The sequence below is a fragment of the Azospirillum sp. genome (genome assembly GCF_035628975.1).
In the GTDB taxonomy this organism is placed as follows: domain Bacteria; phylum Pseudomonadota; class Alphaproteobacteria; order Azospirillales; family Azospirillaceae; genus Azospirillum.
The window spans coordinates 25,364-40,341 of the sequence record NZ_DASPIS010000100.1 but is presented as its reverse complement, the minus strand read 5'-3'; the positions used below and the strand labels follow the sequence as shown (position 1 = coordinate 40,341).

At 66.3% G+C, this 14,978-nt stretch carries 12 protein-coding genes; 2 read left to right on the top strand and 10 right to left on the bottom strand.

The features are described 5' to 3' along the window. Positions 1-53 precede the first annotated feature (53 nt). The 5 genes from urtE to urtA all read right to left on the bottom strand — a co-directional run bounded on the left by urtE (position 54) and on the right by urtA (position 5,124). Complete coding sequence (gene urtE, locus VD964_RS22275) at positions 54-743, bottom strand: urea ABC transporter ATP-binding subunit UrtE (protein WP_324870686.1); 690 nt, start codon at positions 741-743, stop codon at positions 54-56. 31 nt (positions 744-774) lie between these two features. Further along, entirely contained in the window at positions 775-1,521 is a 747-nt protein-coding gene (gene urtD / locus VD964_RS22270; protein ID WP_324870685.1) for an urea ABC transporter ATP-binding protein UrtD, read from the bottom strand. A gap of 15 nt (positions 1,522-1,536) precedes the next feature. Continuing rightward, entirely contained in the window at positions 1,537-2,691 is a 1,155-nt protein-coding gene (gene urtC, locus VD964_RS22265) for an urea ABC transporter permease subunit UrtC (RefSeq protein WP_414637231.1), read from the bottom strand. A 13-nt stretch (positions 2,692-2,704) separates the two neighbouring features. Further along, the gene (gene urtB / locus VD964_RS22260) at positions 2,705-3,631 is read right to left on the bottom strand and encodes an urea ABC transporter permease subunit UrtB (protein ID WP_324870684.1); all 927 of its coding nucleotides are present in this window, start codon (positions 3,629-3,631) and stop codon (positions 2,705-2,707) included. 218 nt (positions 3,632-3,849) lie between these two features. Further along, positions 3,850-5,124, bottom strand: coding sequence for an urea ABC transporter substrate-binding protein (urtA, locus tag VD964_RS22255; RefSeq protein ID WP_324870683.1), 1,275 nt, complete (start codon positions 5,122-5,124; stop codon positions 3,850-3,852). 417 nt (positions 5,125-5,541) lie between these two features. Between urtA and VD964_RS22250 the strand changes: the two genes are divergently transcribed. Together VD964_RS22250 and VD964_RS22245 are read left to right on the top strand one after the other, a co-directional pair. Then, positions 5,542-8,970 (top strand): hybrid sensor histidine kinase/response regulator, encoded by a 3,429-nt coding sequence (locus VD964_RS22250; RefSeq protein ID WP_324870682.1) that lies wholly within the window; start codon positions 5,542-5,544, stop codon positions 8,968-8,970. Then, the gene (locus VD964_RS22245) at positions 8,939-9,889 is read left to right on the top strand and encodes a response regulator transcription factor (RefSeq protein ID WP_324870681.1); all 951 of its coding nucleotides are present in this window, start codon (positions 8,939-8,941) and stop codon (positions 9,887-9,889) included. The genes VD964_RS22250 and VD964_RS22245 overlap by 32 nt, the downstream gene beginning before the upstream one ends. Before the next feature lie 64 nt (positions 9,890-9,953). On the opposite strand, the gene VD964_RS22240 is transcribed toward VD964_RS22245, so the two are convergent. From VD964_RS22240 to VD964_RS22220, 5 genes are all read right to left on the bottom strand, one after another. Continuing rightward, positions 9,954-10,427, bottom strand: a complete 474-nt coding sequence (locus tag VD964_RS22240) for a MarR family winged helix-turn-helix transcriptional regulator (protein WP_149224079.1) — start codon at positions 10,425-10,427, stop codon at positions 9,954-9,956. Between the two features lie 94 nt (positions 10,428-10,521). After that, positions 10,522-11,316 (bottom strand): class II aldolase/adducin family protein, encoded by a 795-nt coding sequence (locus tag VD964_RS22235; protein WP_324870680.1) that lies wholly within the window; start codon positions 11,314-11,316, stop codon positions 10,522-10,524. 26 nt (positions 11,317-11,342) lie between these two features. Continuing rightward, positions 11,343-12,398, bottom strand: coding sequence for a 2-dehydropantoate 2-reductase (locus tag VD964_RS22230; RefSeq protein ID WP_324870679.1), 1,056 nt, complete (start codon positions 12,396-12,398; stop codon positions 11,343-11,345). Beyond that, positions 12,395-13,144 (bottom strand): ABC transporter ATP-binding protein, encoded by a 750-nt coding sequence (locus VD964_RS22225; RefSeq protein ID WP_324870678.1) that lies wholly within the window; start codon positions 13,142-13,144, stop codon positions 12,395-12,397. The genes VD964_RS22230 and VD964_RS22225 overlap by 4 nt, the downstream gene beginning before the upstream one ends. Then, positions 13,141-14,964 carry a branched-chain amino acid ABC transporter ATP-binding protein/permease gene (locus tag VD964_RS22220; protein WP_324870677.1) on the bottom strand — a complete coding sequence of 608 codons (1,824 nt, stop codon included), beginning with the start codon at positions 14,962-14,964 and terminating at the stop codon, positions 13,141-13,143. Before VD964_RS22220 ends, VD964_RS22225 begins: the two co-directional genes overlap by 4 nt. Positions 14,965-14,978 lie beyond the last annotated feature (14 nt).

Here is a 14,978-nt window from a genome sequence, read left to right as displayed (position 1 = left end):
GTTTGCTCTTCCTTCTTGTGGACTGATTTCAAGGGATGGTGGGTTTCGGCGCGTCACACCGACAGCAGCCGGGCGACCTTGGCCTCGTCGATGGCGTCGCGGCTGTCCTCGTGGACGATCTCGCCGTTCTCGATCACCAGCACGCGGTCGGCGATGTCGAGCGCGAAGCTCAGCACCTGTTCGGACACGATGATGCTGAGGCCCTTCTCGTCGCGGATGCGGCGCAGGGTCCGGGCCATCTCGCGGATGATCGAGGGCTGGACGCCTTCGGTCGGCTCGTCCAGCAGCAGAACCTTGGGCTTAGTCGCCAGCGCGCGGGCGATGGCGAGCTGCTGCTGCTGCCCGCCCGACAGGTTGCCGCCGCGCCGGCCCTTCATCTCCAGCAGCACCGGGAACAGTTCGTAGAGATCACCGGGAACGCTGCGCCCGCCATGGACGCTCAGCCCCGTCTCGATGTTCTCCTGCACCGTCATGGCCGGGAAGATCATGCGGCCTTGGGGGACATAGGCGACGCCCTTCGCCACCCGCTCGTAGCTCTTCAGCCCGGTGATGTCGCTCTCGCCGATGCGGATGGCGCCGGACCGCGCCGGCACGATGCCCATCAGCGACTTCATCAGCGTGGTCTTGCCCATGCCGTTGCGGCCCATGATGGCGACGATCTCGCTCGGCGCCACCGTGAAGTCCAGGCCGTGCAGAACCTCGCTCTCGCCGTAGGACACGCGGAGTTGATTGACGGACAGCATGTCGGTTCCTCCGGTCAATGGCCCAGATAAATCAATGGCCGAGATAGACTTCGACCACCTTGGGGTCGTTCTTCACCCGCTCCATGCTGCCTTCCGACAGGATCTTGCCCTGGTGCAGCACGGTGACCCGGTGGGCGATGTCCTCCACGAACTTCATGTCGTGCTCGATCACCAGCACCGACCGGTTCCGGATGATGCGGTTCAGCAGTTCGGCGGTCTTCTTGCGCTCGTTCACGCTCATGCCGGCGACCGGCTCGTCCAGCATCAGCAGTTCGGGGTCCTGGATCAGCAGCATGCCGATCTCCAGCCACTGCTTCTGCCCGTGGCTGAGATATTCGGCGCGCTGGTCGAGATGGTCGGCCAGGAAGATCATTTCGGCGATCTCCGCCACCCGCTCGCGCACCGCGGCGTCGCGTTTGAAGGCCAGCGCGCCGAACACCGTGCGGCCGCGGGGGTAGGAGATCTCCAGATTCTCGAACACCGTCAGGTCGTCGTAGATCGACGGGGTCTGGAACTTGCGGCCGACGCCGGCCTTGACGATCTGGTGCTCCTTCATAGCCGTCAGTTCCCGGTTGCGGAACTTGATGGAGCCGCCGGACGCCTTGGTCCGCCCGCAGATCAGGTCGAGCACCGTGGTCTTGCCGGCGCCATTGGGGCCGATGATGACGTGGATCTCGTTGCTGTCGACGTAGAAGGACAGGTCGTTGACCGCCTTGAACCCGTCGAAGGACACGGTCAGCCCTTCGACCGCCAGCAGGTAATCGGTGGGGTTTGCCATGGATCTGCGCCCTCCTCAATCGGCGGCGGTGTGGGGCGGGATGATCGGCGCTCTGGCGCTTGCGTCCCCAACCCAGCGGGTGGTCAGCCGGCGCAGCCGCGGGGCGATGAACTGCTGGTAGATCCCGGCCAGCCCGTTGGGAAACACCATCACCACGCCGATGAACAGCGCGCCCATGGCGAACAGCCACAGCTCCGGAAAGCTTTCCGACAGCATCGTCTTGGCCCAGTTGACCAGAAGCGTCCCGTACACCGCGCCCAGCAGCGACAGTCGTCCGCCGACCGCGCAGTAGATGACCATTTCGATCGACGGCACGATGCCGACGAAGGACGGCGACATGAAGCCGACCTGCAGCGTGAACATCGCGCCCCCCACCGCCGACAGGGCCGCCGCGAAGCAGAAGACGAAGATCTTGAAGTTGGCGACGTCGTAGCCGGAGAAGCGGACCCGGTCCTCCTTGTCGCGCAGCGCCACCAGGATGCGGCCGAGCTTGGAGCGGCGGACGTAGACGCACAGCAGGATGCAGCCGATCAGCAATGCGGCGTTGACGAAGTAGAGCACCAGCTTCGCCTCGTCGGTACGGATGTCCCAGCCCTTCAGCGTGCGAAGATCGGTGATGCCGTTGATGCCGCCGGTGTAGCCCTGCTGGCCGACGATCAGGATGGTCAGGATGGCGGCGAAGGCCTGGGTGATGATGGCGAAATAGACGCCGCCGACCCGCCGCTTGAACATCGCCAGTCCGACGATGAGGGCCAGCAGCGCCGGAACCGCCACCACCGCGACGGTGGCGAAGGTCAGGCTGTGGAACGGCTCCCAGAACCAGGGCAGTTCCTTCAGCTGGTTCCAGTCCATGAAGTCCGGGATGCCGGGGGTGGACTGGATCTTGGTCGCCTCGGGACTGGAAGCCTCCAGCTTCAGGAACATCGCCATGCAATAGCCGCCGATGCCGAAGAAGATGCCCTGCCCCAGCGACAGGATGCCGGCGCTGCCCCAGCACAGCACGAGGCCGAGCGCCACGAAGGCGTAGGTCAGGTATTTGCCGACCATGTTCAGCCGGAAGATATCGAGCCCCAGCGGCAGGACGATGACCAGCAGAGCGGCCAGCAGCAGGATGCCCGCGATGTCGCCGTCCATACGCCCGAGAAGGCGATTTTGAGGGGTACGCGTCATGATCAATGGCTCCTCAGCGGCGGACTTTGAGGACGAACAGGCCCTGCGGGCGCAGCATCAGGATCACGACGACGGTCAGCAGGGTCAGCACCTTGGCGGTCGAGCCGCTGAGGAAGAACTCCAGCGTCGACTGCGCCTGGCTGATGGTGAAGGCCGACGCGATGGTGCCGATCAGGCTCTGGGCACCGCCGAACACCACCACCAGGAAGGTGTCGACGATGTAGAGCTGGCCCGATGTCGGACCGGTGGACCCGACCATGGTGAAGGCGCTGCCCGCCACCCCGGCGATGCCGCAGCCGAGACCGAAGGTGTAGCGGTCGACCTTCTCGGTGTTGATGCCTACGGCGCCGGCCATCACCCGGTTCTGCATCACCGCCCGCACGCCCTGCCCCCAGCGGGAGCGGAACATCACGGCATAGATCACGACGGTGATGGCGATGGTCAGGCCCATGACGAACAGGCCGTTGATCGGCACCTCGATGGTGTCGGTGACGGCGACCGATCCCATCAGCCAGTCGGGCAGAACCACGCCCACCTCCCGCGCGCCGAAGACGGAGCGGAAGATCTGCTGCAGGATCAGGCTCAATCCCCAGGTCGCCAGCAACGTGTCGAGCGGGCGGCGGTAGAGGAAGCGGATCATCCCCCATTCCACCAGCATCCCCAGCGCCCCGCTGGCGAAGAAGGCCAGGATCATGGCGACGAAGAAATAGGCCGGGAACAGCGCCGGCATGTAATTGGAAATGAAGGTGGAGCAGAGATAGGTCACATAGGCACCGAGGATCATGAACTCCCCGTGCGCCATGTTGATGACGCCCATCTGCCCGAAGATGATGGCGAGGCCCAGCGCCATCAGCACGAAAACGGAAAACAGGATGAGTCCGGCGAATCCCTGCATCGCAAAGATCGACCCGAGCTCGGCCAGGCTGTAGCCCTCGAACATGATGGGAACTCCTGTCACACCTGCCCCCACCCCGACCCTCCCCCGCTCTCGCAGGGGAGGGGGACAGGAGCTTTGTCAACGCTCTAGCGGAGTTCCCTCCCCCGCCCAGCTCTCGCACAAAGCTTTGCTTTATGCTGACGCGGCAGGCGGACCATAGGTCCGCTGAGAGCGGGGGAGGGTTAGGGTGGGGGTCTAACGCCACCCATCCTCACTCCCCCTTACTGGTAGCCCTTCGGGAACGGGTTCGGCTCGATCAGGTCGGCCGTCTCGTAGACCACGTCGAACTGGCCGTCGGTGCGGGCGCGGCCGACGCGGGTCTTGCTCCACAGGTGATGGTTCTCGTGGACGCGGACATAGCCTTCCGGCGCGCCGGTGAACTCGATGCCGGCCGACGCGGCGGCGATCTTGTCGACATCGAAGCTCTGGGCCTTCTCCGCCGTCAGCTTCCATAGCCAAGGGCCGAGATAGCCCGCCTGGGTTACGTCGCCGATGACGCTCTCGCCGCCCCACATCTTCTTGAAGGCGGCGACGAATTTCTCGTTGTTGGGATTCTTCAGCGACTGGAAATACTTCATGCAGGCATAGGCGCCGGCGATGTTCTCGCCGCCGATGCCCAGCATCTCGTCCTCGGTGACGGAGATGGTCATCAGCGTCTGCTTGTTCAGGTCGATGCCGGCGGCCTTCATCTGCTTGTAGAAGGCGACGTTGGAACCGCCTACGACCGAGGCGTAGATCACGTCCGGCTTGGTCAGCTTGATCTTGTTGATGACCGAATTGAACTGGGTGTGGCCGAGCGGGAAATACTCCTCGCCCACCACCTTCTGGCCCTTCATCTCGATGTGCTTGCGGGCGATCTTGTTGGAGGTGCGCGGCCAGATATAGTCGGAGCCGATCAGGAAGAAGGTCTTGGCACCCTTCTCCTTCGTCACCCAGTCCAGCCCAGCGAGGATCTGCTGCGTCGCTTCCTGGCCGGTGTAGATGACGTTCTTCGACTGCTCCAGCCCTTCGTAGAAGGTCGGGTAATAGAGCATGCCGTTATACTGCTCGAACACCGGCAGAACCGCCTTGCGCGAGGCCGAGGTCCAGCAGCCGAACACCGCCGCCACCTTGTCCTCGACCAGCAGCTTGCGCGCCTTCTCGGCGAAGGTCGGCCAATCGCTGGCGCCGTCCTCCTGGATCACCTCGATCTTGCGGCCGAGCACGCCGCCCATCTCGTTGATCTGGGCGATGGCGAGCTTCTCGGCCTGCACCGAGCCGGTTTCCGAAATCGCCATGGTGCCGGTGGTAGAGTGCAGGATGCCGACCTTCACCGTGCTGTCGGTGACCGCCAGTTTGGTCGTATTGACGGCACTGGCGGGCAGCGCCTGGGCCAGCGCGCCGCGCGGCAGCAGTGCGACGGCCGGCAGCGCCGCCATGCCGAGGAGGAGCTTGCGGCGGAGCGGCGACGGATTGCCGCCGTTGAGCTTGTCCGCATCCATCTTGTCAGAGGACATGAAACCTCCTGATGTTTGGCCGTTATCGCCCTGCAAAAGGTCGCCGGCCAACGAGCGCGGCCCTTTTCGAAAGGCGGTATTTTTGGGGAGTTGGCGGAGCGATCCGCGACTGGACGGTCCGATGGTTGGCCGATCGGTGCAGCGCAGCAATACGTGGATTTGCGTATAGGGGTGCCGGCCGGCAAATGGTTATACACTGGCATCAGTCTGAAGACGGCCGGGCACTCGCAACCACCGAGAAGCGAGTGGCCTGCCCGTGTCTTCGCGCAGAAGACCAGCACTCTTTCGTCTTGTTGTTCCTCCGATTTGTTTTTGTCAGACTGCGTAATCTGGGGCATTTACTACCGATCAGGGCCGTAGCAGCAGAAAGAAATAATCAGTGTAGCAAACATTCTATCGGGAGGATGAATGGGGCCGATGGCGGGGCGCCAGAGGGTGGTCGCGGTCCGGCGGACCTACAACAGGTGGGTTGCCAACCAGACGCTCGAGGATTACGCGCTGCGCTTCACCGCGCGCAAGGCGCGGCGCTGGTCGCCGTCACGGGTCGCCAACACCGCGCTGGGCTCTATCTCATTCCTGGCGCTGGAGGCCATCGGCGGGTCGATCACGCTCGGCTACGGCTTCACCAACGCGGTGCTCGCCATCCTGGCCGGCGCCCTCCTGATCTTCGCCAGCGCGCTTCCCATCAGCTACTACGCCAGCAAATACGGCGTGGACATGGATCTGCTGACGCGCGGCGCCGGCTTCGGCTATATCGGCTCGACCATCACCTCGCTGATCTACGCCTCCTTCACCTTCATCTTCTTCGCCATCGAGGCGGCGATCATGGCGACCGCGCTGGAGATGGTGGTCGGCCTGCCGCTCGCCGCTGGCTATGTCGTCAGCTCGCTCGTGGTGATCCCGCTGGTCGCCTACGGCTTCACGGTCATCAGCCGCATCCAGCTGTGGACACAGCCGCTGTGGCTGGCGCTGCATGCCCTGCCCTTCCTGTTCATCGCCATCCAGGACGACGGCGCCTTCACCGCCTGGACCGGCTTCACCGGGCGGGCGACGGAAACGGGCGGCGGCGGTTTCGACCTGATGCTGTTCGGTGCCGCGGCGTCGGTGGTGTTCTCGCTGCTGGCACAGATCGGCGAACAGGTCGATTTCATCCGCTTCCTGCCCTACGATCCCGATGCCCGGGGACGCAGAAAACTGTACTGGTGGGCGGCGCTGGTGGCGGCCGGACCGGGCTGGATCGTCATCGGCACGATCAAGCTTCTGCTGGGGTCCTTCCTGGTGGTGCTGGCGCTGCAGAACGCGGTGCCGCTGGAACTGGCGGCGGAGCCGACGCGGATGTATCTGGTCGCCTTCCAGTATGTGACGCCGTCGCCGCAGCTGGCGCTGGGCCTCACCGGGCTGTTCGTCGTGCTGTCGCAGCTGAAGATCAACGTCACCAACACCTATGCCGGCTCCATCGCCTGGTCGAACTTCTTCTCGCGCCTGACCCACAGCCATCCCGGCCGGGTGGTGTGGGTGGTGTTCAACGTCGTCATCGGCCTGATGCTGATGGAACTGGGCATCTACAAGACGTTGGAACCGGTGCTGGGGCTCTATTCCAACGTCGCAGCCTCGTGGATCGGCGCTCTGGTCGCCGATCTGGTGGTGAACAAGCCGCTGGGCCTCAGCCCGCGCCATGTCGAGTTCAAGCGCGCCCACCTCTACGACATCAACCCCGTCGGCGTCGGCGCCATGCTGCTGGCGACGATCCTGTCGATGCTGGCCTTCCTCGGCGCGTTAGGGCCGACGCTGAAGGTCTGCGCGCCCTTCCTCGCCTTCGCCACCGCCTTCATTGCGGCACCCGCCATCGCCTGGGCGACCCGCGGCGACTATTACATCGCGCGTCGTCCCTTCGACGACTGGAACGGGGAGGAGGCGATCCGCTGCCGCATCTGCCAGCACGCCTTCGAGCCGGACGACATGGCCTTCTGCCCGATCTATGCCGGGGCGATCTGCTCGCTCTGCTGTTCGCTGGACGCCCGCTGCGGCGACGGCTGCAAACGCGACGCCCGGTTGGGCGTTCAGCTGCGCAACGCACTGGATGCCGTGCTGCCGGCGAGGGCCGCGACGGCGCTCAAGGCGCGGTTCGGCCATTATCTCGCGGTACTGCTGATGCTGGGGCTGGCAGTCGGCGCCGTGCTGTCGCTGGTCTATGTCGAGGTCGCGTCCGTGAACGCGGAGGCGCAGGCGCTGATCCGCAGCACGCTGTGGAAGGTCTTCTTCATCCTGATGATCGTGGCCGGCGTCGCCACCTGGCTGTTCGTGCTAGCCCGCGAAAGCCGCAAGGTGGCGCAGGAGGAAACGCGCAGGCAGACAGACCTGCTGATTCAGGAGATCGAAGCGCACGAACGCACCGATGCCCAGCTGCAGAAGGCGAAAGAGGCTTCGGAGGCGGCAAACCTCGCAAAGAGCCGCTATCTGGTCGGCATCGGCCACGAGTTCCGCACGCCCTTGAGCGCCATCTTCGGCTATTCGCAGATGCTGGAGCGCGATCCCGCCATGCCGCCGCACCGCATCGACGCCGTCCGCGTCATCCGGCGCAGTGCGGAGCATCTGTCCGGCTTGCTCGACGGGCTGCTGGACGTATCGAAGATCGAAAGCGGCCGGCTGCAGTTGAACCGGGCGGAGGTCCGCTTCGGCGAACTGCTCGATCAGCTCGTCGGCATGTTCCGCCTTCAGGCGGAGGCCAAGGGCATCGCCTTCCGCTTCGAAGCGCCGGAGGAACTTCCGCCGGTCGTCTTCACCGACGAAGGCCGCATCCGCCAGATCCTGATCAACCTGCTGTCCAACGCCATCAAGTTCACCGATGCCGGCACCGTCTGCCTGCGTGTGCGCCACCGCAGCCAGATCGCGGAGTTCGAGGTGGAGGACACCGGCCCCGGCATCGTTCCCGAGGATCGCGAGCGCATCTTCCAGCCGTTCGAGCGCGGGTCGGCCGCCAACCCGATGGTGCCGGGCATGGGACTCGGGCTGACCATCACCAAGCTGCTGACCGAGGTGATGGGCGGCGAGATCACCGTGACCAGCACCCCTGGCAAGGGCAGCCTGTTCCGGGTGCGGCTGATGATGTCGGCGGCGATGCTGTCCACCGCCGCCGCCCCGCCCGACCATCCGATCCGCGGCTATCGCGGACCGCGCCTGAGCGTGCTGGTCACCGACGATGACCTCGCCCACCGCAACCTGCTGGCCGACCTGCTGGCCGAGCTGGGCTTCGCCGTGTTCAAGGCGACCGACGGCCCGAACTGCCTCGCCATGGCGGAACGGCACCGGCCGGACATCCTGCTGCTCGACATCTCCATGCCCGGCATGAACGGGCTGGACGTGGCCCGGCACCTGCGCGCCACGGGCCACGGTGAGACCACCATCGTCCTGGTGTCGGCCGACACGCGGGAGGACCGTTCCGCCCCCGCTCCCGGCCAGCCGCATGACGGCTTCGTCGCCAAGCCGGTGTCCATCCCGAGGCTGCTGGCCTGCATCGGCCGGCTGCGCGGCATCGAGTGGGAGTATGAGACGACGGCCGGCACCGACGACGGCCCGCCGGTCTTCGCCGCGTCGGAGCTGCCGCCGCAGCACCACATTGCCGAGCTGATCCATCTCGGCCGCATCGGCTATGTCCGCGGCATGCAGGCCAAGCTGGCCGAGATCGCCGCCGCCCATCCGGAACTGGACCGCTTCGTCGGCCGCATGCGCACGCTCGTCAGCAACTATGACCTGAACCAGTATATGGCCGCGCTGGAGGCGGTTTACCGCGATGACAGCCATGACGAACCCAGCCATGACGATGAAATCCGCAACCAAACCGCGTGACGTCGTCCTCGTCGTCGACGATTCGCCGGAAGCCCTCAGTTTCCTGACCGACGCGCTGGAGGAGGCCGGCGTGACCGTGCTGGTGGCGCTGGACGGACGCAAGGCGCTGGCGCTGCTGGAGCAGGTGACGCCCGACGTGATCCTGATGGACGCCATCATGCCGGGGCTGGATGGCTTCGAGACCTGCCGCCAGCTGAAGCGCAACAGCCAGGTCGCCCATGTCCCCGTCATCTTCATGACCGGCCTGACCGAAACCGAACATATCCTGAAGGGCTTCTCGGCCGGCGGCGTCGATTACGTCACCAAGCCCATCATCGCCGAGACGCTGATCGCCCGCATGTATGCCCATCTCGCCAATGCCCGCGTGGCGCAGAGCACGCGGGCGGCGCTGGACGTGACCGGCCGCACACTGTTGGCCGCCAACCACAAGGGCGAGGTGCTGTGGTGCACGCCGCAGACCACCCGCATGCTGGAGGCCGCCTTCGGGGCCGATACGGGAAGCGGAGTGTCCCTGCCGGAGGAGGCACGGCGCTGGCTGGCCGAGCGGCAGGCCGGCGGGCCGGGCAGCGGATCGGGACGCAAGGCGGACAGCGTGGTGATCGCCACCGGGACGGACGGCCGCAGCCTGCGCCTCAGCCCGGTCGGCCAGACCGGTCCCGACGAGATCCTGCTGCAGCTGGTGGAGGAGAGCGGCGCCGGCGATGACGCCCTGCTGAAGGACAAGCTGTCGCTGACCGCACGGGAGGCGGAGGTGCTGATGTGGATCGCCAACGGCAAGCCCAACCGCGACATCGCCGAGATCCTGGGCCTCAGCCCCCGCACGGTCGACAAGCATCTGGAACAGATCTATGCGAAGCTCGGCGTCGAGAACCGCGCCGCCGCCGCCGCGATGGCGGTGCGCACGCTGAACGGGCGGTAGGCGTGCCGCCTATGGGTCCTGCCGGGAATCGGTTCGTTCCCGAACACGGTGACGGACGGGGCGTTCAATCCTCCGCCAGATTGCCGTAGAGCTGTTGCAGGGTCGCGTTCAGCTTGCCGATCTGCGATTCCGACATCCCGTCGAAGCTGCGGGCGAACAGCCTTTCCGTCGCCTCCTGGATGCGTTCGACCAGCGCATGGCCGGCCGGCGTCATCGTCACTTCGGTGACGCGGCCGTCGTCGGCGTTGGTGCCGGTGTCCACCAGCCCTTCCGCCTTCATGCGGTAGACGATGCGGGTCATCGTCGACAGCTTGACGATGGCGTGGGTCGAGATCTCCGAAATGCTCGACGTGCCGTGCGTCTTCAGGATGAACAGCACCCGCCAGGTCGGGATGTCGGTGCCGATCCGTTTCAGCGCCGTTTCCATCTTCTGCGTGTAGATGCCCTGGACGCGGGCAAGCCAGTAGAAGGGAAATTCCTCGACCTTGAATTCGGGGTCCGACGGGATGTAGCGGCGAAGCTTTTTCGTGATGGCCATGATGCCCAATATCTGTCCAGCGTTTGGCGAGGCCGGGGCCCTGTTGTACCAATCGCCGGTTGGCTTGCCAAACGCCTTGCGGCGGCGCGACCGCTCACCAGCCCGGCCCGCGCTCCGCCCGCATCTTGCGGACCATGGCGTCGAAGAACTTCACGGCAAAGCCGCTGTCGCGGATCAGCATGGCGGTCAGGTCGCTGCATTTCTGCCGGACCTCGGTCGACAGTTCCACGTCTTCGCCGCGCATGCTGTCGGCAAGCGTCTGGATCTCGGCGGCGCGCTGCACCGTCCACAGCAGGAAGAAGGTCTTGGGGATGCTGGACTCGCCCACCGCGATGCCGTGGTTGCGCAGCACCAGGATGTGCTTGTCCCCAAGGCTCTCCAGCATGCGCGGCTTCTCGTCGGCGAACAGGGTGATGCCCTCAAAGGCATGGTAGCCGACGCGGCCGTACAGCTGGGCGCCGTAGAAATCGTTGTGCGAGAAGGCCTGCTTCTTCTGCACGATGGCCGACACCTCGGTGGTGTGGGTGTGGATCACGCAATGGATGTCGGCCCGCGCCTCGTGGATGGCGCTGTGCAGGGCGAATCCGGCCGGATTGGCGTCATAGGGCGACGGCTCGAGCTTCTCGCCGTCCAGCCCGACCTTCAGCAGGTTGGCCGGCGTCACTTCGGTGTAGTTCAGCCCGAAGGGGTTCACCAGATAATGGTGCGCCGGCCCCGGCAGGCGGGCGGAGATGTGGTTGAAGATCGTCTCCGTCCAGCCCATGAAATCGACGAGGTGATAGCAGTCGGCCAGTTGGCAGCGCAGCGCCCACTCCTCCTCGCCGATATGGGCGGGCTTCACGACGCTGTTGTGGCCGAGATTCGGAGCAGTTGCGGTTGCGGTCATCATGCTTTGCGGTCCTCTTCGGATGGAGGTTACAGGCCCGCTGCGGCGCGCAGCGCGCTGTCGCTCTTGAAGCGGGCGAGGATGGCGATGTTGCGGGTCAGCGGCATGGACAGTCCCTGCAGTTCGGCCAGTTCGATGACGGCCTCGCAGATGGCGGAGAGTTCCAGCGGCAGCCCCTTCTCGAAGTCCTGGAGCATGGAGGTCTTCACCGGCCCCATCCCGGCGCCCATCGCCAGCAGGGACGCCGGGTCCAGCTCGATCCGCGCGCCATAGGCGGCGGCGGTCAGCAGCGCTTCGGACAGCATCTGGCGGGCGATCTGCGACAGCGACGGGTCGCCGTAGATGTCCTGCAGCGTCGCCCCGGACACCACCGACAGCGGGTTGGAGGAGAGGTTGGCGATCACCTTGGTCCACAAGGGATCGCGCACCCGTTCGCTCGCCTGGGTGTGGATACCGCAGGCGGTCAGCATGGCGGCGGCGCGGGCGAGGCGTTCGCTCGGGCGGTGGTCGATCTCGCCCAGGATCAGCTTCAACGGGTTGAAACTGCGGGCGACGCCGGGGGCCATCCGCTCCGCCGTGATGTAGGCGATGGCGCCGATCACGCGGTCGAGCGGCACCAGATCCTTCAGCGCCCCGTCGGGATCGACGGCGCGGACGGCGCGGCCCTGGTGGCGTCCGCCCTCCCCCTCGAAATACCACCAGGGGATGCCGTTCACCACCGGGACGACCAGCGTGTCCGGCCCGATCATCGGCCGGGCGGCGCGCACCAGCGGCAGCAAATCCTGCGCCTTGGCGCAGAGGAACAGCAGGCCCGGCTGCCCGAGATCCTCCGCCGGCCCGGCCTCCACCCGCACATGATGCTCGCCCTCGCGGTCGGTCAGGTGCAGCCCGTCCTGCCGGATGACATCCAGCGTCGCCCCGCGCGCCAGCACGCCGACCCGGTGACCGGCCCGCGCGATGCGCACCGCCAGCGTGGTGCCGATGGCCCCGGCCCCGGCGATCCCGACATGCCAGTGCCCCACATGTCCGTGCCCCACATGTCCGTGCCCGGCCTCCCGATGCGTTCGCCAGTCGGGTTCCGTCATGAGGCGAGCATTTCCTGATGCTTGCCGGCCATGCCGAGATAGGCCGCCACCACGCGCGGATCGTGGGCCAGTTGCGACGCCGGCCCCTCCATGGCGATGCGTCCCAGTTCCAGCACATAGGCGTAATCGGCGACGCGCAGGGCGGCACGGGCGTTCTGTTCGATCAGCAGGATCGACACGCCCTTGCTGCGCAGTTCGGCGATGATGCGGAAGACCTCGCGCACAATCAGCGGCGCCAGCCCAAGCGACGGCTCGTCCAGCATCAGCAGCTTCGGCCCGCCCATCAGGGCGCGGGCCAGCGCCAGCATCTGCCGCTCGCCGCCCGACAGCGTCGCCGCCATCTGGCCGCGCCGCTCCTTCAGCCGGGGGAACAGGACGTAGAGTTCCTCCATCGCCGCGTCCTGCTCCCGCTTCGACCGCGAATGGAAGCGGAAGCCGCCGAGCCGCAGATTGTCCTCCACGCTCATGCTGGCGAACAGCGCCCGTTTCTCCGGCACAAGGCTCATGCCGCGCGCCACCATGTCCTGAATGGCCGGCGACTGCCCGTCCTGGCCAAGGAAGCTGACCCGGCCGCGCGACGGCAGCACGCCCATGATGGCGGACAAGAGCGTCGTCTTGCCGGCGCCGTTCGGGCCGATCACGGTGACGATCTGTCCCTCACCCACCCGCAGGCTGGCGTTGCTCAGCGCCTCGATCTTGCCGTAGGAGACGCACAGGTCGGTGACCTCCAGCAGCGGCGCGCTCATTCGACACCTCCCAGATAGGCTTCGAGAACGGCCGGGTTGGTCTGGATCGTCTCGGGCGGCCCCTCGGCGATGCGCTCGCCGAACTCCATCACATAGACGCGGTCGACCAGCCCCATGACGAAATCCATGTCATGCTCGACCAGCAGGATCGCCATGCCTTCCGACCGCAACTTGACCAGCAGTTCGGCCAGCGCCTGCTTTTCGAGGAAGCGCAGGCCGGCGGCCGGCTCGTCGAGCAGCAGCAGGCAGGGATCGGCGCAGAGCGCGCGGGCGATCTCCAGGATGCGTTGCTGGCCGAGCGCCAGGCTGCCCGCCTCGACGTGCAGATATTGGCCGAGCCCGACGCGAACCAGCTGGCGGCGCGCCTCGTCCAGAAGCCGCGCCTCTTCCGTCCGGTCCAGCCGCAATGCGGCGGCGGCGACGCCCTTGGAGCCGCGCAGATGGGCGCCGATGGCGACATTCTCCAGCACGCTCATGGTGGGGAGCAGCTTGACATGCTGGAAGCTGCGGCTGAGGCCGGCGCCGGCCATGGCGCGGGCGGTGCGGCCATCGATGCGCTCGCCGCGGAACAGAATCTCGCCGGAGGTCGGGTGGTCGACGCAGGAGAGCTGGTTGAACAGCGTGCTCTTGCCCGCCCCGTTCGGACCGATCACCGCCAGGATCTCGCCGGCCCGCACGGTGAAGCTGATGTCGCGGTTGGCGACCAGTCCGCCGAAGCGGCGCGTCACGCCCTTGGCCTCCAGCACCACCTCGCCCTTTTGCGGCATCGGCCGGCGGGGCAACGGTTCGGCAGTCGGCAGCTCAAGGCTGTCCGCTACACCCGTTGGCCGGCGCCGCCGCTCGAACGCCTTGGCGATCCAGCCGGCGATGCCGCCGGGCAGGCGCTGCATCAGCAGTACGATCAGCAGGCCGAAGACGATGGCTTCGAAGTTGCCGGTGCGGCCCAGCAGGTGCGGCAGCAGATCCTGCAGCCATTGCTTGGCGAAGGTGACTGAAGCCGCGCCGATCACCGCGCCCCAGACCTGCCCCACCCCACCGATCAGCGCCATGAACAGGAAGTCGATACCGGCCTGCAGACTGAAGGGGGCCGGGCTGACGAAGCGCTGGGTGTAGGCATAGAGCCAGCCGGCCAGCCCGGCATAGAGAGCGGCGACCAGGAAGGCGGTCATCTTGGCGCGGAAGCTGTCGACGCCCATCGATTCCGACATGCGCTGCCCGCCGCGCAGCGCGCGGATGGCGCGGCCGACGCGGGAGTCCAGCAGGTTCAGCGTCGCCACCACCGCCAGCAGCAGAATCGCCCAGATCAGGTAGAATAGCGTCTCAGCATTGTCCAAGGCGATGCCGAACAGGTTCAGCGCCGGGATGCCCGACAGGCCGGTGTGGCCGCCGAGGAACTCCAGATTGCCGAACAGGTAGAACAGCGACAGCCCCCAGGCGATGGTGCCGAGCGGCAGGTAATGCCCCGACAACCGCAGCGTCACCGCCCCCAGCACCGTCGCGATGGCGAGCGTCAGCACCAGCCCGACCGCCAGCCCGGCCAGCGGCGATCCCGCCATCCAGGCGAGCGGCCCCGGCAGGTCGGCGGCGGACACGGTGGCGAGATAGGCGGTGGCATAGGCGCTGACGCCGATGAAGGCCGCCTGTCCGAAGCTGGTCATTCCGGCGACGCCGGTCAGCAGGACGAGGCCCAGCGTCGCCAGTGCAAAGATGCCGATGTTGTTGGCCAGCGTGACCTGATATGTCGGCAGAACCAGCGGGGCGACCGCCAGCACCGGCAGCAGGGCCAGCAGGATCCAGCCGGACGGCGACAGTCTGGGCATCGAAACGGTTGGCC

Excerpts from the sequence above, each read along its gene's own strand:
- urtE (WP_324870686.1), bottom strand. The coding sequence starts at position 743 with ATGCTGTCCGTCAATCAACTCCGCGTGTCCTACGGCGAGAGCGAGGTT.
- urtD (WP_324870685.1), bottom strand. The coding sequence starts at position 1,521 with ATGGCAAACCCCACCGATTACCTGCTGGCGGTCGAAGGGCTGACCGTG.
- urtC (WP_414637231.1), bottom strand. The coding sequence starts at position 2,691 with ATGACGCGTACCCCTCAAAATCGCCTTCTCGGGCGTATGGACGGCGAC.
- urtB (WP_324870684.1), bottom strand. The coding sequence starts at position 3,631 with ATGTTCGAGGGCTACAGCCTGGCCGAGCTCGGGTCGATCTTTGCGATG.
- urtA (WP_324870683.1), bottom strand. The coding sequence starts at position 5,124 with ATGTCCTCTGACAAGATGGATGCGGACAAGCTCAACGGCGGCAATCCG.
- VD964_RS22250 (WP_324870682.1), top strand. The coding sequence starts at position 5,542 with ATGGCGGGGCGCCAGAGGGTGGTCGCGGTCCGGCGGACCTACAACAGG.
- VD964_RS22245 (WP_324870681.1), top strand. The coding sequence starts at position 8,939 with ATGACGATGAAATCCGCAACCAAACCGCGTGACGTCGTCCTCGTCGTC.
- VD964_RS22240 (WP_149224079.1), bottom strand. The coding sequence starts at position 10,427 with ATGGCCATCACGAAAAAGCTTCGCCGCTACATCCCGTCGGACCCCGAA.
- VD964_RS22235 (WP_324870680.1), bottom strand. The coding sequence starts at position 11,316 with ATGATGACCGCAACCGCAACTGCTCCGAATCTCGGCCACAACAGCGTC.
- VD964_RS22230 (WP_324870679.1), bottom strand. The coding sequence starts at position 12,398 with ATGACGGAACCCGACTGGCGAACGCATCGGGAGGCCGGGCACGGACAT.
- VD964_RS22225 (WP_324870678.1), bottom strand. The coding sequence starts at position 13,144 with ATGAGCGCGCCGCTGCTGGAGGTCACCGACCTGTGCGTCTCCTACGGC.
- VD964_RS22220 (WP_324870677.1), bottom strand. The coding sequence starts at position 14,964 with ATGCCCAGACTGTCGCCGTCCGGCTGGATCCTGCTGGCCCTGCTGCCG.